This is a genomic window from Neisseria sp. HMSC058F07 (assembly GCF_001810035.1).
Lineage (GTDB): Bacteria > Pseudomonadota > Gammaproteobacteria > Burkholderiales > Neisseriaceae > Neisseria > Neisseria perflava.
The window spans coordinates 241,235-262,913 of the sequence record NZ_KV799706.1; the positions used below are offsets into that span (position 1 = coordinate 241,235).

Annotated in this window: 19 protein-coding genes and 1 tRNA gene; 13 read left to right on the forward strand and 7 right to left on the reverse strand. The window is 48.7% G+C overall.

What is annotated here, in order from left to right; translation table 11 throughout:
* Positions 1-48: 48 nt before the first annotated feature.
* Positions 49-1,164 (reverse strand): tRNA guanosine(34) transglycosylase Tgt, encoded by a 1,116-nt coding sequence (gene tgt, locus HMPREF2696_RS09205; protein ID WP_003745960.1) that lies wholly within the window; start codon positions 1,162-1,164, stop codon positions 49-51.
* A 238-nt stretch (positions 1,165-1,402) separates the two neighbouring features.
* Between tgt and HMPREF2696_RS09210 the strand changes: the two genes are divergently transcribed.
* The 11 genes from HMPREF2696_RS09210 to accD all read left to right on the forward strand — a co-directional run bounded on the left by HMPREF2696_RS09210 (position 1,403) and on the right by accD (position 11,204).
* Positions 1,403-1,479 (forward strand) — tRNA-Val (locus HMPREF2696_RS09210).
* Positions 1,480-1,531: 52 nt separating this feature from the next.
* Positions 1,532-3,445 (forward strand): threonine--tRNA ligase, encoded by a 1,914-nt coding sequence (thrS, locus tag HMPREF2696_RS09215; RefSeq protein WP_049335607.1) that lies wholly within the window; start codon positions 1,532-1,534, stop codon positions 3,443-3,445.
* 17 nt (positions 3,446-3,462) lie between these two features.
* Positions 3,463-3,984 (forward strand): translation initiation factor IF-3, encoded by a 522-nt coding sequence (gene infC / locus HMPREF2696_RS09220; RefSeq protein ID WP_079453677.1) that lies wholly within the window; start codon positions 3,463-3,465, stop codon positions 3,982-3,984.
* 143 nt (positions 3,985-4,127) lie between these two features.
* Positions 4,128-4,325 carry a 50S ribosomal protein L35 gene (rpmI, locus tag HMPREF2696_RS09225; protein WP_003675505.1) on the forward strand — a complete coding sequence of 66 codons (198 nt, stop codon included), beginning with the start codon at positions 4,128-4,130 and terminating at the stop codon, positions 4,323-4,325.
* Between the two features lie 12 nt (positions 4,326-4,337).
* Complete coding sequence (gene rplT / locus HMPREF2696_RS09230) at positions 4,338-4,697, forward strand: 50S ribosomal protein L20 (protein ID WP_003675502.1); 360 nt, start codon at positions 4,338-4,340, stop codon at positions 4,695-4,697.
* A gap of 248 nt (positions 4,698-4,945) precedes the next feature.
* Positions 4,946-5,935 (forward strand): phenylalanine--tRNA ligase subunit alpha, encoded by a 990-nt coding sequence (gene pheS, locus HMPREF2696_RS09235; protein WP_049335524.1) that lies wholly within the window; start codon positions 4,946-4,948, stop codon positions 5,933-5,935.
* A 103-nt stretch (positions 5,936-6,038) separates the two neighbouring features.
* A complete protein-coding gene (gene pheT, locus HMPREF2696_RS09240; RefSeq protein WP_049335526.1) occupies positions 6,039-8,402 on the forward strand; it encodes a phenylalanine--tRNA ligase subunit beta in 2,364 nt (787 codons plus the stop codon).
* Positions 8,403-8,516: 114 nt separating this feature from the next.
* Positions 8,517-8,819 (forward strand): integration host factor subunit alpha, encoded by a 303-nt coding sequence (locus HMPREF2696_RS09245; protein ID WP_003680933.1) that lies wholly within the window; start codon positions 8,517-8,519, stop codon positions 8,817-8,819.
* Positions 8,803-9,150 carry a hypothetical protein gene (locus HMPREF2696_RS09250; RefSeq protein WP_070588348.1) on the forward strand — a complete coding sequence of 116 codons (348 nt, stop codon included), beginning with the start codon at positions 8,803-8,805 and terminating at the stop codon, positions 9,148-9,150. Before HMPREF2696_RS09245 ends, HMPREF2696_RS09250 begins: the two co-directional genes overlap by 17 nt.
* 326 nt (positions 9,151-9,476) lie before the next feature.
* Positions 9,477-10,262 (forward strand): tryptophan synthase subunit alpha, encoded by a 786-nt coding sequence (trpA, locus tag HMPREF2696_RS09255; RefSeq protein WP_004519477.1) that lies wholly within the window; start codon positions 9,477-9,479, stop codon positions 10,260-10,262.
* Positions 10,263-10,337: 75 nt separating this feature from the next.
* Positions 10,338-11,204 (forward strand): acetyl-CoA carboxylase, carboxyltransferase subunit beta, encoded by an 867-nt coding sequence (accD, locus tag HMPREF2696_RS09260; protein WP_039862013.1) that lies wholly within the window; start codon positions 10,338-10,340, stop codon positions 11,202-11,204.
* Positions 11,205-11,267: 63 nt separating this feature from the next.
* On the opposite strand, the gene HMPREF2696_RS09265 is transcribed toward accD, so the two are convergent.
* The 6 genes from HMPREF2696_RS09265 to HMPREF2696_RS09290 form a co-directional block, all read right to left on the reverse strand.
* Complete coding sequence (locus HMPREF2696_RS09265; RefSeq protein WP_004519479.1) at positions 11,268-11,714, reverse strand: GatB/YqeY domain-containing protein; 447 nt, start codon at positions 11,712-11,714, stop codon at positions 11,268-11,270.
* Between the two features lie 102 nt (positions 11,715-11,816).
* Positions 11,817-12,029, reverse strand: a complete 213-nt coding sequence (gene rpsU, locus HMPREF2696_RS09270; RefSeq protein ID WP_003680926.1) for a 30S ribosomal protein S21 — start codon at positions 12,027-12,029, stop codon at positions 11,817-11,819.
* Positions 12,030-12,306: 277 nt separating this feature from the next.
* Entirely contained in the window at positions 12,307-14,154 is a 1,848-nt protein-coding gene (locus HMPREF2696_RS09275) for a lytic transglycosylase domain-containing protein (RefSeq protein WP_070588350.1), read from the reverse strand.
* 178 nt (positions 14,155-14,332) lie between these two features.
* Positions 14,333-14,800, reverse strand: coding sequence for an FxsA family protein (locus tag HMPREF2696_RS09280; RefSeq protein WP_070588351.1), 468 nt, complete (start codon positions 14,798-14,800; stop codon positions 14,333-14,335).
* Positions 14,801-14,967: 167 nt separating this feature from the next.
* Entirely contained in the window at positions 14,968-16,485 is a 1,518-nt protein-coding gene (locus tag HMPREF2696_RS09285; RefSeq protein ID WP_256388735.1) for a polyamine aminopropyltransferase, read from the reverse strand.
* A 124-nt stretch (positions 16,486-16,609) separates the two neighbouring features.
* Positions 16,610-17,683 (reverse strand): porin, encoded by a 1,074-nt coding sequence (locus HMPREF2696_RS09290; RefSeq protein ID WP_070588354.1) that lies wholly within the window; start codon positions 17,681-17,683, stop codon positions 16,610-16,612.
* A gap of 327 nt (positions 17,684-18,010) precedes the next feature.
* Here HMPREF2696_RS09290 and HMPREF2696_RS09295 point away from each other — a divergent pair, with 327 nt between their 5' ends.
* Positions 18,011-19,630, forward strand: coding sequence for an ABC transporter substrate-binding protein (locus HMPREF2696_RS09295; protein ID WP_070588355.1), 1,620 nt, complete (start codon positions 18,011-18,013; stop codon positions 19,628-19,630).
* Between the two features lie 75 nt (positions 19,631-19,705).
* Positions 19,706-21,502, forward strand: a complete 1,797-nt coding sequence (locus HMPREF2696_RS09300) for an aminopeptidase P family protein (protein WP_070588357.1) — start codon at positions 19,706-19,708, stop codon at positions 21,500-21,502.
* Positions 21,503-21,679 lie beyond the last annotated feature (177 nt).

Consider the following 21,679-nt stretch of genomic DNA (forward strand, 5'->3'; position numbering starts at 1 on the left):
GAAAAGCAGTTTGAATTAAAACCTGATTTCAGACGACCTTTTAAAGGATTAATCCACACCGCGGGCGCGGTTTTCATGGAATTGCGCCTGCCAATCGGCAAATTTGCCTTGTTCGATGGCTTCGCGCATTTCTGCCATGATGACTTGGTAGAAGTGCAGATTGTGGATGGTGTTGAGCTGTGCGCCCAAGATTTCGCCGACACGGTGCAGATGGTGCAGGTAGGAGCGGCTGAAATTCTGACAGGCGTAGCAGGTGCAGCTTTCATCAATCGGACGCTTGTCGAGTTTGTGTTTGGCGTTTTTGATTTTCAAATCGCCAAAACGGGTAAACAGCCAGCCGTTACGCGCATTGCGGGTAGGCATGACGCAGTCGAACATATCCACGCCGTGTGCCACGCCGTACACCAAGTCTTCAGGCGTGCCGACGCCCATCAAATAATGTGGCTTGTGTTCCGGCAGGATAGGGCCGACGGCGCGCAACATGCGGTACATTTCGGGCTTAGGTTCGCCAACGGACAAGCCGCCGATGGCCAAGCCGGGGAAGTCGAGCTCTTCCAAACCTTTCAGCGATTCTTCACGCAAATCTTCATACATCGCGCCTTGTACAATGCCAAACAGCGCATTTGGGTTTTTCAGGTCTTCAAAAGCCTTTTTGCTTCGTTCCGCCCAGCGCAGGCTCATTTGCAGCGATTTTTGCGCTTGGCTGTGCGTTGCTTCTCCAGGGGTACATTCGTCTAACTGCATCACAATGTCGGAATTCAACACAGTTTGGATTTTCATCGACACTTCGGGCGAGAGGAACAGTTTGTCGCCGTTGATCGGGCTTTGGAAGGTACAGCCTTCTTCGGTCAGCTTGCGCATGTCGGACAACGAGAATACTTGGAAGCCGCCTGAGTCGGTCAAAATCGGCTTATCCCAACCGATAAATTCGTGCAGGCCGCCGAATTGTTCGATGACTTCCAAACCGGGGCGCAGCCACAGATGGTAAGTGTTGCCTAAGATGATTTGTGCTTTGATGTCATGCAGGTTTTGCGGGTTCATCGCTTTGACCGAACCATATGTGCCGACCGGCATAAATACAGGCGTTTCGATTTTGCCGTGGTTCAGTTCCAAAGTACCGCGTCGGGCATGACCGTCTTTTTTGTGTAAGGTAAATTTGAGCATAATAATAAGAGATTGGATGTTCGCGTGTGTGCGAAATGAAAGGGCAGATTATAAAGGATTTTTCGCTGGTTGACGGCTGGATTTTATCTTCTCTAAAATAATGCTTCAGACGGTCTGAATAATAGAAGAAATAAAACAATGAGGCATAAATCAAACAAAATTATCTAGGCCGTCTGAAAAGTATTTACAGATGCTTGCAAAAGGGAACACGCTTCGTTACAATAAGCGCCTTAGATGAAGGCACATAGCTCAGTTGGTTAGAGCACCACCTTGACATGGTGGGGGTCGTTGGTTCGAGTCCAATTGTGCCTACCAAATTTCCATAACGGCTTTATGCCGTTATTTTTTAATGTTTTGGAGCTTTCTGATGTTGAACATTACCTTGCCGGACGGTTCGGTCCGCCAATATGAATCACCCGTTACCGTGGCGCAAATTGCAGCGTCTATCGGTGCAGGTCTGGCAAAGGCAACGGTAGCGGGCAAGGTTAACGGTAAATTGGTGGATGCTTGCGATCCGATTACCGAAGATGCCCACGTTCAAATCATTACGCCTAAAGACAAAGAAGGTGTGGAAATTATCCGCCACTCCTGCGCGCACTTGGTCGGTCATGCGGTCAAGCAGCTCTACCCTGATGCCAAAATGGTTATCGGCCCGGTCATTGAAGACGGATTCTATTACGATATCGCAACTGAAAAACCATTTACGCCTGATGATGTGGCCGCCATCGAAGCGCGCATGAAAGAGTTGATTGCACAAGACTATGACGTCATTAAAGTGATGACGCCCCGTGCAGAAACCATCAAAATTTTCCAAGATCGCGGCGAAGAGTACAAATTGCGTCTGATTGAAGACATGCCTGAAGTGGAAGCAATGGGTATGTATCATCATCAGGAATACGTCGATATGTGCCGCGGTCCTCACGTTCCCAATACCCGTTTCTTGAAAAACTTCAAGCTGACCAAACTGGCAGGCGCATACTGGCGCGGCGACAGCAATAATGAAATGTTGCAACGTATTTACGGTACGGCTTGGGCAAGTAAAGACGAATTGAAAGCCTATATCCAACGCATCGAGGAAGCAGAAAAACGCGACCACCGTAAGCTGGGTAAACAATTGGATTTGTTCCACCTGCAAGATGAAGCGCCGGGTATGGTGTTCTGGCATCCTAAAGGCTGGGCTTTGTGGCAGGTGATTGAGCAGCATATGCGCAAAGAGTTGAATGCTGCCGGTTATAAAGAGGTGAAAACGCCTCAGATTATGGATAAAACCTTCTGGGGAAAATCTGGCCACTGGGAAAACTATAAAGACAATATGTTTGTGACCAGTTCGGAAAAACGCGAATACGCGGTTAAGCCGATGAACTGTCCGGGTCATGTACAAATTTTTAATAACGGCCTGCGCTCATATCGCGATTTACCAATGCGTTTGGCTGAGTTTGGTTCTTGCCATCGTAATGAACCAAGCGGTGCGTTACATGGTCTGATGCGTGTTCGCGGTTTTGTGCAAGATGATGCGCATATCTTCTGTACCGAAGATCAAATCGTTGATGAAGCACGCGCATTCAATGAATTGCTGGTTCGCATTTACAAACAATTCGGCTTCCATGATGTTGCCGTGAAGCTGTCACTCCGCCCTGAACAACGTGCAGGTTCTGACGAAGTTTGGGATAAAGCCGAACAAGGTCTGCGTGATGCATTGACCGCTTGCGGCGTAGAGTGGGAAGAGCTGCCTGGCGAAGGCGCATTCTACGGTCCTAAGATTGAGTATCATGTTAAAGATGCTTTGGGTCGTTCTTGGCAGTGTGGTACCCTGCAGTTGGACTTCGTATTGCCGGAGCGTTTGAATGCCGAATATGTAACTGAAAACAACGACCGTGCGCGTCCTGTAATGTTGCACCGTGCTATTTTGGGTTCATTGGAGCGCTTCATCGGTATTCTGATTGAAAACCATGCAGGCTCATTCCCATTGTGGCTTGCGCCGGTTCAAATGGTGATTATGAATATCACCGAGAACCAAACAGATTATTGTCGCGAAGTGGCTGCCAAATTGCAGGCTGCAGGCTTCCGTGTCGAATTGGATTTGCGTAACGAAAAAATCGGTTACAAAATCCGTGACAACAGCCAATACCGTTTCCCTTATCAAATCGTTGTCGGCGATAAAGAGAAACAAGAAAACAAAGTTGCGGTACGCCGCAAAGCAGAAGACTTGGGTTCTTTGAATGTCGATGATTTTATTGCGCAATTGCAGCAAGAAATCACTGACGCCCTCGTCAATCATTAATTTTTATAGGAGTATTCATCATCGCTCAAGAACGCGAAGCACGAATCAATGGTGAAATTACCGCCAAAGAAGTGCGATTAATCAGTGAGTCAGGCGATCAGCTTGGTGTCGTTTCAGTTCGTGAAGCTCTGGCTATGGCCGAAGAGCAAGATGTCGATTTGGTAGAAATTTCCCCGACTGCCAAACCGCCCGTATGCAAACTGATGGATTACGGTAAATACAAATACCAACAAGCCAAGAAGCGCGACGAAGCCAAGAAAAACCAAAAGCAGGTACAAATCAAGGAAATTAAATTCCGTCCGGGTACTGATGAAGGCGACTATCAAATCAAGATGCGCAACATCAACCGCTTCCTTGCCGATGGTGACAAAGTCAAAGTGACATTGCGTTTCCGCGGTCGTGAGATGGCCCACCAACAATTGGGCGCCCAACTGCTTGAACGCGTAAAAGAAGAGTTGGCTGAAGTGGCACAAATCGAGTCCTTCCCTAAAATGGAAGGCCGCCAAATGGTGATGATGATTGCGCCTAAGAAGAAATAAAGCTATAATGCAAGGCTTATTTCGATTGCCGCTCGGAATAAGGTTTAATTAGCGGCAAAAACCGTGGTATTTTGGGTTCCAAGTGTTTGAAATTTTATTTCAAAACCCCTTATACCTTATCTAATAACGAATGGAGTTTTCCAATGCCTAAAATGAAAACCAAGTCTAGCGCGAAAAAACGCTTTAAAGTACTGGGTAACGGTGGTGTAAAACGCGGTCATGCGTTCAAAAGTCACATCCTGACCAAAAAAACCACTAAAACTAAACGTCAATTGCGCGGCACCGCTATGGTGGATTCACGCGATTTGGCTTCTGTTGCTAAAATGTTGCCCTACGCTTAAGGAGTTTAGAATATGCCACGCGTAAAACGCGGTGTTACCGCTCGTGCTCGTCACCAAAAAGTCTTCGCGTTAGCCAAAGGCTACCGCGGTCGTCGTAAAAACGTTTACCGTGTTGCCAAACAAGCGGTAATGAAAGCCGGTCAATACGCATACCGTGACCGTCGCCAACGCAAACGTCAATTCCGTCAACTGTGGATCGTTCGTATCAACGCAGGTGCCCGTGAAAATGGTCTGTCTTACAGCAAATTCATGAACGGCCTGAAACGCGCTGCTATCGAAATCGACCGCAAAGTATTGGCTGATTTGGCTGTATTCGACAAAGCTGCATTTGCACAATTGGTTGAAAAAGCTAAAGCTGCTTTGGCTGCTTAATTCGATAAGATTATTTAAAAAGGAAGCGTATGCTTCCTTTTTTCTTTTCTTAAAGAAATCCTATGTAGTTGATTTTCTTTCTTTAAACTCTATTTTTTTATACTAATTTGCGATAAAATAGGCCTCTCTTATCAAACGGATTGGCCGCAGTAAGACAAAAGGCCGTCTGAACGGGTTTGCAATCAAATCCAACAGACGGCTTTGTTGTTTCAGACGGCCTGCCATCAACAAACAGACGATAAACCACCATGGAAAATGTAAACCGTATCGTTGCAGAAGGTATTGCCGCTATTGAAGCCGCGCAAGACTTCAATGCCTTAGAACAAATTAAAGCACGCTATCTTGGTAAAACCGGCGAATTGACCGGACTTTTGAAAACTTTGGGTCAAATGTCTCCTGAAGAGCGTAAAACCATAGGCGCGCACATCAACGAATGTAAAAATCAGTTTCAGACGGCATTTAATAGCAAACGCGATGCCCTGAATGAAGCCAAGCTGCAAGCTCAATTGGCTGCAGAGGCCTTGGATATTACTTTGCCGGGCCGTGCACAAGAACATGGCGGTTTGCATCCAGTTACTTTGACTTTGCAACGTGTGGTTGAGCTGTTTCACGGTATGGGTTTTGAAGTGGCGGACGGCCCTGAAATCGAAGACGATTTCCATAATTTCCAAGCCTTGAATATTCCTGCAAATCACCCAGCGCGTGCGATGCAAGATACTTTCTATGTTGAAAATGGCGACGTTTTGCGCACACACACTTCGCCTATTCAAATCCGCTATATGCTCGACAAAAAAGAGCCACCTATCCGCATTATTGCTCCCGGCCGCGTTTACCGCGTGGACAGTGATGCCACTCACTCGCCTATGTTCCATCAGGCCGAAGGTTTGTGGGTAGAAGAGGGTGTGACTTTTGCCGACTTGAAAGCAGTGTTCACTGACTTTATCCGTCGCTTCTTTGAACGCGATGACCTGCAAGTACGTTTCCGTCCGTCTTTCTTCCCGTTCACCGAGCCTTCTGCCGAAATCGACATCATGGGCGAAAACGGCAAATGGTTGGAAGTCGGCGGTTGCGGTATGGTACATCCTAACGTGTTGAAAAACGTCGATATCGACCCTGAAAAATATACCGGTTTCGCTTTCGGTATCGGTCTCGACCGCTTTGCCATGTTGCGCTACAACGTCAATGACTTGCGTTTATTCTTCGATAACGATTTGAACTTTTTGAAGCAGTTTAAATAAATTTCAGATGGTCTTTTGATAGTCCGTCTGAAAAGTGAATAGATATTACTGATTTCGTCTGATAAAAATTTGTTTCAGACGGCCTGATAGTAGAGAAAATAATATGCAATTTCCTTATTCATGGCTGAGAACCCAAGCCAATCCTGATCTTTCTGCCGATAAACTGGAACATCTTTTGACCATGGCCGGTTTGGAAGTGGAAGAAATCGATACTGCTGCCCCTGCTTTCAGTGGCGTGGTTGTTGCCGAAGTAAAATCCGTTGAAAAACACCCTGATGCAGACCGTTTGAACGTTACCCAAGTTGATGCCGGTACGGGCGAGTTGGTTCAGATTGTTTGTGGTGCGCCGAATGTCAAGCCGGGCATTAAAGTGCCGTGTTCGTTGCCAGGTGCCGTTTTGCCGGGCAATTTCAAAATTAAGCCGACTAAAATGCGTGGTGTGCCATCAAACGGTATGCTGTGTTCGACCAATGAACTGGGTTTGCCTGATGACGGTGTAGACGGCCTGCACATTCTGCCTGAAGATGCGCCTGTCGGTACCAATATCCGTGAATACTTGGATTTGGACGATACGCTGTTTACATTGAAAATTACGCCTAACCGCGCTGATTGCTTGAGTGTTAAGGGTATTGCGCGTGAGGTTTCTGCGTTGACTCAATGTGCGTTTACGCCTGTTGAAATTCAGACGGCCTCTATCGACAGTGAGAAAAAACAGGCTGTCCGTATTGATACACCGGCCGATTGCGGTCGTTTTATCAGCCGCATTATTGAAAATGTCAATGCGAAAGCGGCTACACCCGATTGGATGAAACAACGTTTGGAACGCAGCGGTATCCGCAGCATTTCCGCATTGGTGGACATTGGCAACTATGTGATGCTGGAAATCGGTCAGCCTATGCATGTTTTCGATGCTGACAAGCTGTCAGGCAGCTTGATTGTCCGCCGTGCTCAAAATGGTGAGACTTTGGCGTGTCTGAATGAGAAGACGGTTACTTTGGCGGACAATACACTGGTGGTCGCTGATGAAAAAGGTGCGTTGAGCTTGGCCGGCTTGATGGGCGGCGAGGCAAGCGCGGTTTCTGATGAGACGCAAAATATTGTGTTGGAAGCTGCTTGGTTTGCCCCGGAGATTATTGCAGGTAAATCCCGTCAATACGGTTTTGGTTCGGATTCTTCTTTCCGTTTTGAGCGTGGTGTGGATTGCCGCTTGCAAGCTGATGCCATTGAGCGTGCTACCGAATTGGTGTTGCAGATTTGTGGTGGCGCAGCCGGTGAAATGGTTGAAGCACAAGGCAAATTGCCCGAGGCAAAACAGGTCGAATTGCGTTTAGGCCGTCTGAAAACGGTATTGGGCGTTGAAGTCCCTGCCGATCAAGTCGAAATTATCTTGCAACACTTGGGTTTGAAGCCTGAGAAAACTGCAGAAGGCTTCCGTGTCACTTCTCCTAGCTTCCGTTTCGACATCGAAATCGAAGCCGATTTGATTGAAGAAATCGGCCGCGTTTACGGTTATGAAAATATTCCCGACGACTATACTTCAGGCCGTCTGAAAATGTTGGCTTTGCCTGAAACCAAACGTCCGCGTTTTGCGGTTTATAATGAAATGGCGGCTCGCGGTTACCGCGAAGTGGTCAGCTATGCGTTTGTGGATGAGCAATGGGAGCAAGACTTTGCTGCCAATACCAATCCTATCCGCCTGCAAAATCCGTTGGCGGCGCAGTATGCCGTCATGCGTTCTACGCTTATCGGCGGTTTGGTGGAAGTTTTGCAAAACAATTTGAACCGCAAGCAAAACCGAGTACGCGTGTTTGAGATTGCCCGCGTGTTCAGCAAAGATTCGGCTGATCAATTTGTTCAAAACGAACGTATCGGCGGTTTGTGGTATGGCTCCGTGCTGCCTGAGCAATGGGGCGAGAAAACACGCAACGTGGATTTCTACGATATGAAAGCTGATGTTGAGAGCCTTTTGAAAAGCAAGGAAGTATCCTTTGTTAAGACCGAACATCCGGCATTGCATCCTGGACGTGCTGCTAATATTGTTTCAGACGGCCGAGTAGTTGGTTTTGTTGGCGAGTTGCATCCGAAATGGCTGCAAAAATATGATTTGCCACAAGCGCCGCTGGTATTTGAAATCGATATGGATGCGGTATTGGGTCGTGAGAAAACCCGTTATCAATCCGTATCCAAGTTCCAACCTGCACGCCGAGATTTGGCATTTGTAATGCCTGAAGCTGTGACGCATGATGATTTGTTAAATGTCCTGAAAGCGGCGGCGAACAAGCTGGTTCAAGAAATCAGTGTGTTTGACGTTTACCGCGGTACGGGCGTGCCTGAAGGCATGAAGAGCGTTGCCGTCAAAATCATTTTGCAAGATATGGAAAACACGTTGACAGATGAGGTCATCGAGCCTTTGGTTGCGAAAATGATTAAAGCGGCAGCCGAAAAAGACGCACAGCTTCGCGCTTAAAATAAGATAAAAGTTGTCGCTAAAAATCACTAATAATATTTGATTTTTTGGTGAGGACTTGATTTTTAAAAGAATTTTGGTAATAATTGCACCAGTTTGAATGAAGGTAAACACATGACACTAACTAAAGCAGAATTGGCTGATATTTTGGTCGACAAAGTCAGCAACGTCACCAAGAATGATGCCAAAGAAATCGTCGAGCTCTTTTTTGAAGAAATCCGCAGCACTTTGGCGCGTGGTGAAGAAATTAAAATTTCCGGTTTCGGCAATTTCCAATTGCGCGACAAACCTCAACGCCCTGGCCGTAACCCTAAAACAGGCGAAGAAGTGCCGATTACCGCACGCCGTGTGGTAACTTTCCATGCCAGCCAAAAACTCAAAGGCATGGTGGAGCATTACTATGACAAACAACAATAATCCGGTTATTCCTGCCAAGCGTTATTTTACGTTGGATGAAATGTGCCAATTGGTGCAAATCAGTCCGGCTCAGTTTGCCCAATGGCAACATGAAAATAATGTTGTGATTGGATACGGTGGCGATCGATATACGCGCTCAGATGTTGTTAAGTTGTTGAAACTGAAAGATACGTTTGAACCGTATATCGATACGTTCAGCCGTGGCGCTTTGGATGCAAACGGCAATCCTGCCGCCAATGCGGAAGAAGTCCGTCATGGTCTGACGCAAATTTTGTCTGATTTGGAGCGTCATCTAGGTTCTGAACATCAAAACCATCATGTTGAGCTGTAATCGATAGGGAAACTCTGATCAAAAGTGCGAAAGCATACAAAGATTTGCATAATTGATTCTAATAAAGGCTGTTTGAATGATTTTCAGACGGCCTTTATTGTTTTATATTGCTTTCAAAATATCAGAATCTTGATTGCAAATGATTCTATGAAATAGCCGTAAATGTTATACTTAGCCTCTTGTTTGCCGATTGGGAAGAAACAGTCATTAGATAATGCGGATAAATGCCGCTTTTTCATGGCAGACTGAGGTTTTTAAAACAAATGTAACGGCAGAATAAACAGGCTGCCGGACAACATTCAAATCGATGAAATGGATAGCAGAAAATGAGCAGAATCCAACAAACTTTCTCAGTGCTCAATGGCGCAAAAGCACTGATTCCTTATATTACAGTGGGTGATCCCAACCTTGAGACAACCTTGGCATTGATGCATAGCCTGGTGGCTAATGGTGCTGATATTTTGGAACTGGGTGTGCCGTTTTCTGACCCGATGGCGGATGGCCCGACTATTCAACGTGCGGCTGAAAGGGCGTTGGCAAATCATGTTTCTTTGCACGACGTATTGGAAACAGTACGCTTGTTCCGTCAAACCAATGATAAAACGCCGGTTGTCTTGATGGGCTATTTGAACCCTGTACATAAAATGGGCTATCAGGCGTTTGCGCAAGCGGCTGCCGACGCGGGCGTGGATGGCGTATTGACTGTGGATTCTCCGGTAGAAACCATTACCCCGCTGCATGACTCATTGAAAGCGCAAGGTATTGATTGTATTTTCCTTATTGCGCCAACAACGACTGAGGAGCGTATTCAAACGATTGCCAAAGTAGCCGGCGGTTTTGTGTATTATGTATCGCTCAAAGGCGTGACCGGTGCGGCAAGTTTGGATACTGAAGAAGTTTCGCGTAAAATAGAGCTTTTGCGCAAATACATCGATATTCCGATTGGTGTCGGCTTCGGCATCAATAATGCGGAGAGTGCGCGTAAGATTGGTGCGGTAGCGGATGCCGTTATTATCGGCAGCCGTATCGTCAAAGAGATTGAAAGCCACGCAGGTAGCGAGGCCGAAGCGGTAGGCGTGTTGGTTAAAGAGTTGAAAGACGCGATTCGCTAATATTTTTTATTCCATTATTTCAGACGGCCTTACATTCAACAGGCCGTCTGAATTCTGAATTCCAAGGAGTCATTCATGAGCTGGCTAGATAAAATTCTTCCTCCGAAAATTAAAAACCGAAGCAGTTCGTCCAGCGTCCCTGAAGGCCTGTGGCACAAATGTCCGTCTTGTTCGGCAACGGTTTACTCAACCGAGTTGAAACAAAACAGCGAAGTCTGCCCAAAATGTAATCATCACAATCCGCTTTCTGCGCGCGAACGTTTGAATCTACTTTTGGATGAAGAAGGCCGTGAAGAGATTGCAGCCAATATTAAACCGACCGACCCGCTGAAATTCAAAGACAGCAAAAAATATCCTGACCGCCTCGCGGCTGCGCGTAAAGCAACCGGCGAAGACGATGCATTGGTTGTTATGAAAGGCACCATGAACGGCCTGCCTGTCGTGGTGGCTGCTTTTGAATTCCGCTTTATTGGCGGCTCTATGGGTTCGGTAGTGGGCGAGCGTTTTGTGCAGGGTGTACGCTGTGCTGTTGCAGATAATTGTTCGTTTATTTGCGTGGCGGCTTCCGGTGGTGCGCGTATGCAGGAAGGGATTAACTCTTTGATGCAGATGACGAAGACCAGCGCGGCTTTGCATTTGCTGACTGAAAAACGTCTGCCGTTTATTTCCGTATTGACTGACCCGACCATGGGCGGCGTGTCTGCCAGCTTTGCCTTCTTGGGTGATGTGGTTTTGGCAGAACCGAATGCGCTGATTGGTTTTGCCGGTCCGCGCGTTATTGAGCAGACTGTACGTGAAACCTTGCCGGAAGGTTTCCAACGTGCAGAATTCTTGTTGGAGAAGGGGGCAATCGACCAAATCGTCGATCGCCGTTCCATGAAAAAACGTATCAGCGATTTGATTACTTTGTTGCGTCATGAAGGTAAAGTAACTGCTGCTTGATTGGCACAATAAGAAAGGCCGTCTGAAAATAATATTTCAGACGGCCTTTTTGATTATTGAGGATTAAGCAGTCAATGCGGTTTTCAAAACCTTGTTGACTTCGCCCATGTCGGCTTTGCCGGCCAGGCGGGTCTTCAATACGCCCATGACTTTGCCCATATCTGCCATACCTGATGCACCGGTTTCTGCAATGACTGCTTCAACGACAGTCTTGATTTCTTCTGCGGACATCATTTGCGGCAGGTAGCGATTGAGGATTTCGATTTCCGCGTTTTCTTTGTCAGCCAAATCTTGACGGCCGGCTTCGGTGTAGATTTTGGCGCTGTCTTTGCGCTGTTTTACCATTTTGGTCAGGATAGAGATGACTTTTGCGTCATCGGCTTCAGTGCGCTCATCTACTTCAAATTGTTTGATGGCGGCATTAATCAGGCGGATGGTGCTTAAAGACACTTGGTCTTTGGCACGCATGGCGGTTTTCATGTCTTCGGTTAATTGTGTTTTTAGGCTCATAATGTGCTCACTTTATATCAATAAAAAGGTGCCGTCTGAAAAACAAAACACACCGCAAAGCTGCCCTTGCGGTGTGTCGTTTATCACAGGGCAGGCCTGTAATTAGTACATTTTAGGAGGCAGTTGTTGGCTGCGCAGACGTTTTTGCAGACGTTTGGCTGCAGCAGCTTTTTTGCGTTTGCGTTCAGTAGTTGGTTTTTCGTACGCTTCACGGGCGCGCAGTTCGGTCAACAGACCGGTTTTTTCTACGGCACGTTTGAAACGACGCATGGCAACTTCAAATGGTTCATTCTCTTTAACACGAATAGCAGGCATTTTATTTCCTTTAAATTTTGTTCAATCAAACCGTTTTAAGAAATAGAGGACGGTTTGTCATAATGGGGGAGTTGTTGTATCGCTGGTTTGCCTAGGGCAGGGCGGGATACGCGCCGTGATGTAAACATCACCTCCTAACAAGTCGGCTTTTGCCGTGCAAGTGACCTTTTCGGTCAGAAACAATCGGGCGATTATCTTATAAACCCGATAGTCTGTCAAGATTGCAGGCCGTCTGAACGTTTGATTCTGTCTCACTTTTCAGACGGCATATCGGGTATTAATAGCGGGCGGGAACCGTACCCATACGTTGTTTCAACGAAGTTTGCGGTTCATTGAACAATGACGCGTAATAAGTCGCGTTGGTCATGACTTTTTTCACGTAGTCGCGGGTTTCGGTGAATGGGATGGTTTCGGCGTAGATGGCGCCTTCCAAAGGCGAAGAAGCCTGCCAGTTGCGGGCGCGGCCTGGGCCGGCATTGTAGCCTGCGGTGGCCATTACTTCGTTATTTTGCAGGCGGCGTTTGGCATCTGCCATGTACCAAGTACCCATGCGGATGTTGCCGTCCATGGTGTAGAGTTCGCTGCTGCTCATGCCGATTTTGCCGGCGATTTCGCGGGCGGTTGCAGGCATGACCTGCATCAGGCCTTGCGCGCCGACGCTGGATTGCGCGCCCATGACAAAGCGGCTCTCTTGACGAATCAAACCGTAAACCCATGCCGGGTCAACGCCTGCCTGTGCGGCATAGCGGACGGTCAGGTCTTTAAATGGAGAGATATAGCGCAATTTGTAGTTGAGTTTGTGGTCGGTACGGTCGGCACTGTTGATTGCCATGTCGTAGAACTGGTTGTCGAAAGCGACTTGTGCGGCAGTCAGCAGGTTGTCTTCGTTGAAGTCGCGGGTGGCAAAACGCCATTCCGCCTGTGCCTGACGGCGCATTTTGGAATCGCCGTTGCTTTGGCTGTTTTTAAACAGAACCAATGCGCGTTTGATGGCACCGTCTTCGCTCATACAGCGGACGTCTCTGGCATCGGCATCGGAAACATTGTTGCGCGTATTGATGCGGCGGCCCAGTTCTTCACCTGCCATTACGGCGTAGAAATTGCGGCCGGAAGCGGCAGCTTTTTCATACATTTCTTTGGCTTGGCTGCTTTTGCCTTGTGCGGCAAAGCTGCGGCCCAGCCAATATTGCCATGTCGGGTCTTTTTGCAGTTTTTCAGGCATATGCTGAATCACGCTTGCCAATTCGTCCCAACGTTGCAGACGCAAAGCGGCGCGTGCGTACCATTCCAATTGTTCGTCGGTCAGTTGTTTGCGGTCGGAAACGCGACCGTAGTAGCTCAAAGCGGTCGGCATATTTTGGCTTTGTGCATGGTAGTGGCCCAATACGCCCCATGCGAAGCTGCGTTGTTCGCGGCTGAGGCCTGATTCCATGTCGGACAGGGTAGCGGCGGCAGAAGCGGATTTGCGTGCATCTTTGCCGATCACGCTCAACAGGCTGTATTCGGTCGCACCTTGCGCGCCACCTTCAAACGGGCTGCCCAATGCGGCGGCGAGATTGCGTGCATCTGTGGTTTGGCTGTTACTCAATAAGCCGCGTACGCGACGCCATGCGTCGTTGGTGTTCAGACGGCCTGAAGCTGCCGCGCTTTCAACCAAGCGGGTACAGCCAGCAGGCAGTTTGCTGGTCACGCGAACCAGCTCGGTGGCTTTGCTGTAATTGCCGCTGCTCAAATCGGCATAACATTGCACTTCTTGTGCGACGCCGGCGGCGTTCAATTTGCTGAATTCTTGACGGAACAAATCCCATTGGCCGCGCGCGCCCAAGGTTTTCAGCCATTCGTTGCGGACGTTTTCAGCCATTGCGCTGTCGCTGGCTTGGGATAAAAATTGTTGTACCCAAGCATCGTCGCCGCGTTTGGCGGCATCGATGGCGCTTTGGTATTGGCTGTAATCGGACAGGACTTTGGACTCGCTGTCGGCGCGGCGTGAAGGAATAGAAGTAGATTTAGGCTGAACGACGGTTTCGGTTTTCGAAGCAGTCGGTGTGTTTTGGGTGGCGCACGCCGATAAAACAGCGGCGGTAATCAAGCTGAGGGAGAGAGGGAAAAGACGTTGAACGTTCATTAGATACCGTGTCGTTTTTAGAATCAAAATAGTTGCTTATTTTAAATGATTTATGCGGAATAACCGAATTACAAACCGATATTTACATTTTCAAAGCCCAGAAATGACTAAGGCCGTCTGAAATATGAAACACTTTTGAGGTATTCCTAGTTCAGACGGCCTGTTATGAAGGAAGTCGTCAATCGGGTTTGTGCTCGATATAGTCTTGCGGTTTGTCGGCTTTGCCGGTGCGCGTAACCGTGTATTCGCCTTCGATAATGTCTTCATCATCTTTGGCAGGGCCGTAAGTTTGGCGGCTTTGGAAAGACTGCGCAGAAGAAACGGGCGTATTGCCTTTAAACGGAATCAGCAAGAGCAGGGCGACGGCGGTTGAAATAAAACCTGGGCTGAGCAGGAAAACCGCGGCAGCGGTATAGCGAATCGGCCACAGCATTTGATAGAGGGAAATGTTTTGGCCGCTGCGGACGGCAGCGCCTGCGAGCAAAAGGCCGGAAATGCCGGTATGGCGCAGCATAAAGATACCGCTGATAAAGCTGACGGACATCACAAACAGCGTCCAGCCGCCACCTATCCAGTCGGCAACCCAGACGATGGACATGATTTCCAAAAAGATTAAAACCAAAAAACCGATTCCAAAATACTGCATAAATGTTTGTTCCTTCATTCAACGGATAGTGTCGATTGTGTTCTATCTAGATAAAGATAAACCTTATTTTTTCAAGCAAATGCTGTGTGAAAAAGGGTAAACGGGCGATGAGGCCGTCTGAACGGAGATAAAAAGAAGACTGATGTTTCAGACGGCCTTTAGATATTCTATCGCATCACATTGTTCCAATCGCTTTCAAAATAGCTGACGAGGATTTGGTTGTTCAAATAATTTGCTTCAACCTTGCGCCTTGCCATATCGGGTGGAAAGCGGAACATTTCGGCGGCGGTTTGGGCGTTGAGATAACGGGTGGGGACGTCGAATTTTTGCGGGACGGGGAATTGCTTATCAAATCCTGCCAGCACAAATCCCCATTCGCCAAAGGAGGGGACGTAAACATGATAGGGCGCGGTATTCAGCTTGGCCGCTTCGAGGGTGGCGACGACCGACCAGTAGGCGTTGGGGGCGAAGTAGGGCGAGGTGGATTGGACGACGATTTTGCCCTGCGGCTCAAGATGGCGGGCAACGAGGCGGTACATGGGGACGGAGTAGAGTTTGCCCAGCGAAAAATTGGACGGGTCGGGCAGGTCGATGATGATAACGTCGAATTTTTCAGACGACCCCTCCAGCCATTTGGCGGCATCGTCGTTGACGACGTGCATTTTGGGATGGGACAGCGAGCCTTGGTTGAGCGCGCTTAAGGTGGCGGAGGTTTTAAAAGTAGCGGTCATGTCGGGGTCGAGATCGACCAAAGTAACATTTTTGACCTGCGGATATTTTAAGACTTCGCGCGCCGCCAGTCCGTCGCCACCGCCGAGAATCAGCACGCGTTCGGCATTCGGCACCATCTGCATGGCGGGCAGGACGAGTGCTTCGTGGTAACGGGCTTCGTCGCGTGAGGAGAATTGCAGGTTGCCGTTGATGTAGAGGCGGGTATCGTCTTTCCAGCGAGTAACGACAAGCCGTTGGTAGGGCGAATGGCTTTGATAGACGACGGGATCGCCGAAATAGCTTTGTTCGGCTTTGAAGGAAATACGGTCGGCGTAGGCGAAGGTGATGGCGAGGATGGACAAGACAATCAGCGCACGCAGGCGGATGGCGCGGTAGCGTGGCAGTTCGGCTTTAAACACGCGCGCGGTCAGATAGGCAACGGCGGCGTTGAGGATGCCGAACAACAAGGCGGAACGCGCCATGCCGAGTTTGGGGGCGAGCAGGAGCGGAAATAATAACGAGACGGCAAGTGCGCCCAAGTAGTCGAAGGTCAGGACTTTGGAAACGAGTTCTTTAAATTCCGCCCCTTTTTGGTTTAACACGCGCATGACCAAAGGAATTTCCATGCCGACAACTGCGCCGACAATCAGCACAAAGGCGTAGAGCAGGGTGCGGAACGGGGCGGCGGATAAACCGAAGGCCACAAATAATGCCAGCGCAGAAATGCCGCCGATGATGCCGACCAAAAGTTCGATTTCGATAAATCGGTGCAATACGTCTTTATCTTTGATGTATTGGGTCAGGTGCGCACCTATGCCCATCGAGAAAAGATAAAGCCCGATGACGGAGGAAAACTGCAAAATACTGTCGCCCAAAAGATAGCTTGCGAGTGCGGCGATGATGAGCTCGTAAGCGAGGCCGCAGCTGGCGACGATAAAAACGGAGATAATGAGGGTGCGGTGGGCATTCATGATGACATTTTTGTGGCTTGAGTGTGGGCAATGTAATGATTTTTAAGGTGGGCTGCAAGTTTATTTATAGGATGTAGAAAAGGCCGTCTGAACGAATTGTTTCAGACGGCCTTTAATCTGTTAGGCATTAATAGCGGTGTTTGAATACCATGCCCACTGCGTAAGAAGATTTTTTCGGCAAATCTTCGTCGTATTTCGGATTGACACTTTCTTTCAACCAGCCGGCGCCGAGTGTGGCGGTCGTCCGTTTGGAGAAGCTGTAATCGGTGCTGACGGCGACGTGTTTGTAGTTTTCGCCGATGGAGCTTTTACCGTAGGCAAAGCCGATTTGAGGTTTGAAATTGCCGATTTTATATGAACCCGACACCATAAATTCTTTGGTGTTGTTGATTTCTTTGTCTTCGTGTTTTATTTTTTTACCATTCTTCTCCTCCTCCCATGGCCCCCAGCAGCTGAAGCCGTCGCAAGTGTTTTTGGCGTATTGGAACGCGGCATCAACGGAGATTTTGTCTTTGCTGTATCCGGCCATGAAAGCGTGGGCTTGGAAGTCTTTGGTTTCGGATGGGGAGTCGTTGGGTGCGTATTCGGCAGCATAGTGGGCGTTAAAGCCGTTGTTGGGGTGGTAGTAGTCCACGCCCCAGCCGAAGACCCAGTCGCCGTCACGTTTTTTGTCCGGACTCCAGTTGTTGTTGTTGCGTGCGGCATTGGAGCCGGGGGAGACGTTGAATTTGAATTGGAAACCGTTTTTCCAAGGCGATTCATAAGCCATGGAAACGCGGCGTTGGCCGAAACGGGAAATTTTACTGAATTCCAAAATCGGGCTGTTGGTGTCGAACGGATTCAGATAAATGCTGTTCATAGGGGTACTGATGTAACCCATTTTGACGGTGCCGAGGTTTTTGTAGCTGTTGAGCGCAACGTATGAGTCGGCGGTACCCCAGCCGCCCCAGCGGTCGGAATCGAAGTAAATAAAGGAGCCAAGTTGCCATTTCAACCATAAGTCGTTGTTGAGCGGTACTTCATCGGAGAGATAAAGACTGGAACTTTTATCGGAAATAGTTGTAGAGGTTACACCGGTTTTATTGTTGTGTTCGACCTCGGTCATGATGTAGATGGTACCGCTCATTTTAGGTTCGGCGTGGGCGGCGCTTATGGAAGAGCCTATGAGGGCAGTGGCAATAAAGTAAGATAACTTCTTCATTTGATTCTCCTTTTTATGTCTTTTTCTTGCTTATGGCGAAAGAGTTCGGATAATCTTATTTGACAAATCATAAAAAATCAATACATTTGTAACTTATCGTAGGATAAATTGAAAAATAGTTTTCAGTTACGTATTTTTGTGTTAATTTGCCGACAATCTTAGACGGCTATTATTATTTCGATGGAATATGTGGTTTAAAACACTATTTTCATGGTTTGAAATAGATGATTTAACTATGCTGGAGAACTTCTAAATAAATGTAGTTGAGTGTAGTTTGAATAATTAGGCCGTCTGAAAAAGAAGAATACCCAAAAGAAGGAATGAAATATGGCCGGAAAAACCTATCCGCTGTTGGCTGCATCATTGGCTGCCGTATTCGCATTGTCGGCGTGCAGCCGCGATGTTAAGCCTGCTCCTGAGTTTAAACGTACCGATTATGAGCGCGTGGTGGTCAGCAACGGTGTTGAGCCGGGTACGCTGGATCCTCAAATGAGTGGCGATATGGCGGCCGGTGCGATTATCCGTCAGTTGATGGATGGTTTGGTCGGTACGGATGCCGAAGGTAAAACCATTCCTGCTTTGGCGGAAAAATGGGAGAGCGAGGGCGAGCGTATTTGGACCTTCCATCTGCGTGATGCCAAATGGAGCAATGGCGATCCGATTACCGCCGAAGATTTCGTGTACAGCTTTCGCCGTCTTGCCGATCCAGCCACCGGCGCACCTTTCGGCAGCTATTTGGTCGATGCCCAAGTGGAAAATGCGGAAGATATATTAAACGGCAAAGCCAAGCCTGAGACATTGGGTGTCAAGGCGTTGGACGCAAAAACCCTGCAATTTACGCTGATTGCGCCGGTACCTTATTTCCCCGATATGCTGATTCAGCAATTCACTTTCCCAGTTCATCGCGCCACTGTCGAAAAATACGGCAATAAGTGGACGCAGCCCGGTCATTATGTTTCCAGTGGCGCTTATCTGTTAACGGATTGGAAAGTCAACAGCCACATCAATATGGAACGTAATCCCAATTATTACGATAAAGACAAAGTGGCCATTCCAAAGGCGGTTTTTCTGTCAGGCAGCGGCGAGTACAACCGTTATCGCGCCAATGAAATTGATGTAACTTACGGCATTCCCAGCGATCAGGTCAAAGTGGCGGATATTGAGTTTCCGGGACAAGTGAAACGTACAACTTCCTTGTGCAGCTGGTATTTGGAGCCGAACCACGAAGCGGCGCCGTTTAATGATCCGCGCGTCCGCAAGGCACTTAATATGCTGACGCGCCGCGACATTGTCGTCAAAGTGGGCGGCCGCGGCGATACGCCTGCCTTCCAATTGACACCGCCGCAAATGCAGGGCGTGATTCCTGTTTATCCGGAGTGGAAAGAGTGGACGCCTGAAAAACGCATCGAAACCGCTCGTAAACTGTTGAACGAAGCAGGCTACAACGATGAGCATCCGCTTGAGTTCGATATTTTGTACAGCACCAGCGAAGCGTCTAAAAAACAAATCACTGCCGTGCAGTCGGTGTGGAAGGCCGCCATTCCGTTTATACGTCCGACTTTGTCCAACGAGGAATGGAAAACTTATTTGGATACGCGCGCACAAGGCAATTTCAAGGTTTCGTTCAGCGGCTGGTGTTCCGATTTCAACGATCCGGCAGGCATGCTCAATATCTTGAAATCCAACAATTCAAACAATGCATTCCGCTACAAAAGCGCGGCGTTTGATACATTTATGAACAATACGCTGAAAGATGGTGTCAGCAAGGAAGCGCGCAGCCAGCTTTATGCCGATGCAGAGAAGCAGCTTCAAGAAGACGCTGCACTGATTCCGCTGTATCATCAGGTTGAAGTGCGTATGGTCAAACCCGATATTATCGGCTATTCCGACAAAGACCCTTTGCGGAACTATACGGTCAAGAGCTGGTCGTTCGCACCGAAAAAATAGATTGATGATAGACAGCACAAGCTTTCAGACGGCCTTGATGACAGGGGCCGTCTGAAACAATAGGAGACATAACACATGAAATCTGTACAACAACGTTTGTCCGCTTTACGTGAAGCCATGAAAAAACATGGCGTGGACGCGTTTGTCATTCCTTCCGCCGATCCACACCTTTCCGAATACCTGCCCGAGCATTGGCAGGCACGCCGCGATTTTTCCGGCTTTACCGGTTCGGCCGGCACTTTGGTGGTAACCGCCGATAAAGCAGGCGTGTGGACGGACAGCCGCTATTGGGAACAGGCCGGCCAACAGCTTGCGCCAAACGGCATCGAGCTGCAAAAAATGGGCGTTGATGCGCCTTATACCGAGTGGCTGGCACAAAATCTGCCCGAGGGCGCAGTAGTCGGCGCGCCTGCCGATATGTTCGCACTCAGCGGCGAGCGCGGTTTGAAACAGGCACTTGCCGCCAAAAACATCCGCCTTGAATACCCAGAAACCTTGTTGGACGAAGTGTGGGACGACCGTCCTGCATTGCCGACTCAGGAAATCTACGTTCACCATCCCGATTACGTTTCCGAAACTGCGGCCGAAAAACTGGCCCGTATCCGTGCGGCCATGAAGGAGCAGGGCGCAGATGCGCATTTGGTTTCTTCTTTGGACGACATCGCTTGGATTACCAATCTGCGCGGCGACGATGTGCCGTTCAACCCTGTGTTCTTATCTCATCTGTTTATCAGCCAAGACAAAGCCGTATTGTTTACCGATGCAGGCCGTCTGAAAGCCGAATCTGCCGAAGCTTTGAAAGCGGCAGGTTTTGAAGTGTTGCCTTATGCGCAAGCGGCAGACTATTTGGCTGGCGTTAAGGGCGCATTGCTGATTGATCCGAACAAAACCGCCGTCGGTACTTTGCGCCGCCTGCCTGAAGACGTTCGTTTGATTGAAGCCATCCACCCAAGCACATTCTTCAAATCAGTCAAATCTGATGCCGACATCGCCCATATCCGCAATACCATGGCGGAAGACGGCGCAGCATTGTGCGGCTTCTTTGCCGAGTTTGAACAAATCTTGGCAGACGGCGGCGAATTGAGCGAGTTGGACATCGACGGCATGCTCTACAAACACCGCAGCCAACGTCCCGGCTTTATTTCGCCAAGTTTCGACACCATCGCCGGCTACAATGCCAATGCCGCCTTGCCTCATTACAGCGCGACACCGGAAAACAACAGCAAAATCAAAGGCGACGGTATGCTGCTGATTGACTCCGGCGGCCAATATTGGGGTGGTACGACCGACATCACGCGCGTGGTGCCCGTCGGCAATCCGAGTGCGGCCATGAAGCGCGATTACACTTTGGTGCTGAAAGCTCATATTTCTCTGGCGGAAACCATTTTCCCTGAAAACATCAAAGGCCCGATGATTGATGCCATCTGCCGCAAATCACTCTGGCAGGCGCAATGCGATTACGGTCACGGTACCGGCCATGGCGTGGGCTATTTCCTCAATGTGCATGAAGGCCCGCAAAGCATTGCCGTTGCCGCCGTACCGCAACCGCATCACGCGATGAAGTCAGGCATGCTGACCTCTAACGAGCCGGGTCTTTACCGTCCGGGCAAGTGGGGTATCCGTATCGAAAGTTTGGTAATCAATCGTCCGGTTGAAAACCCTGAGGAAACTGAGTTTGGCAAATTCCTGTATTTTGAAACCGTTACCCTCTGCCCAATCGATACGCGCCTGATTGATACCAAACTGATGACCGGCAGCGAAATCGAATGGCTGAACCAATATCACGCCGAAGTGCGCCGCCGTCTTGAGCCTTTGACAGAAGGCGCGGCCAAAGCATGGCTGATTGAACGCACCGAACCTTTGGCGCGTTAACTTGAAAGGCCGTCTGAAACGGCGGATACAAAGTTTCAGACGGCCTTATAACAATAATTATCTAAAAACTAAAAAACCTTACCCGACTCCGAATAAAAACAATAACCCGGTCGGAATAGAGAGAGAAACCGGCGCGGCGACGTTACAGACGCCTGCTGCCATTCATCCGATTTCCGC

Bases quoted from the DNA above. Each gene is read 5' to 3' on its own strand.
- tgt (WP_003745960.1), bottom strand. From the start codon at position 1,164: ATGCTCAAATTTACCTTACACAAAAAAGACGGTCATGCCCGACGCGGT.
- thrS (WP_049335607.1), top strand. From the start codon at position 1,532: ATGTTGAACATTACCTTGCCGGACGGTTCGGTCCGCCAATATGAATCA.
- rpmI (WP_003675505.1), top strand. From the start codon at position 4,128: ATGCCTAAAATGAAAACCAAGTCTAGCGCGAAAAAACGCTTTAAAGTA.
- rplT (WP_003675502.1), top strand. From the start codon at position 4,338: ATGCCACGCGTAAAACGCGGTGTTACCGCTCGTGCTCGTCACCAAAAA.
- pheS (WP_049335524.1), top strand. From the start codon at position 4,946: ATGGAAAATGTAAACCGTATCGTTGCAGAAGGTATTGCCGCTATTGAA.
- pheT (WP_049335526.1), top strand. From the start codon at position 6,039: ATGCAATTTCCTTATTCATGGCTGAGAACCCAAGCCAATCCTGATCTT.
- HMPREF2696_RS09245 (WP_003680933.1), top strand. From the start codon at position 8,517: ATGACACTAACTAAAGCAGAATTGGCTGATATTTTGGTCGACAAAGTC.
- HMPREF2696_RS09250 (WP_070588348.1), top strand. From the start codon at position 8,803: ATGACAAACAACAATAATCCGGTTATTCCTGCCAAGCGTTATTTTACG.
- trpA (WP_004519477.1), top strand. From the start codon at position 9,477: ATGAGCAGAATCCAACAAACTTTCTCAGTGCTCAATGGCGCAAAAGCA.
- accD (WP_039862013.1), top strand. From the start codon at position 10,338: ATGAGCTGGCTAGATAAAATTCTTCCTCCGAAAATTAAAAACCGAAGC.
- HMPREF2696_RS09265 (WP_004519479.1), bottom strand. From the start codon at position 11,714: ATGAGCCTAAAAACACAATTAACCGAAGACATGAAAACCGCCATGCGT.
- rpsU (WP_003680926.1), bottom strand. From the start codon at position 12,029: ATGCCTGCTATTCGTGTTAAAGAGAATGAACCATTTGAAGTTGCCATG.
- HMPREF2696_RS09275 (WP_070588350.1), bottom strand. From the start codon at position 14,154: ATGAACGTTCAACGTCTTTTCCCTCTCTCCCTCAGCTTGATTACCGCC.
- HMPREF2696_RS09280 (WP_070588351.1), bottom strand. From the start codon at position 14,800: ATGCAGTATTTTGGAATCGGTTTTTTGGTTTTAATCTTTTTGGAAATC.
- HMPREF2696_RS09290 (WP_070588354.1), bottom strand. From the start codon at position 17,683: ATGAAGAAGTTATCTTACTTTATTGCCACTGCCCTCATAGGCTCTTCC.
- HMPREF2696_RS09295 (WP_070588355.1), top strand. From the start codon at position 18,011: ATGGCCGGAAAAACCTATCCGCTGTTGGCTGCATCATTGGCTGCCGTA.
- HMPREF2696_RS09300 (WP_070588357.1), top strand. From the start codon at position 19,706: ATGAAATCTGTACAACAACGTTTGTCCGCTTTACGTGAAGCCATGAAA.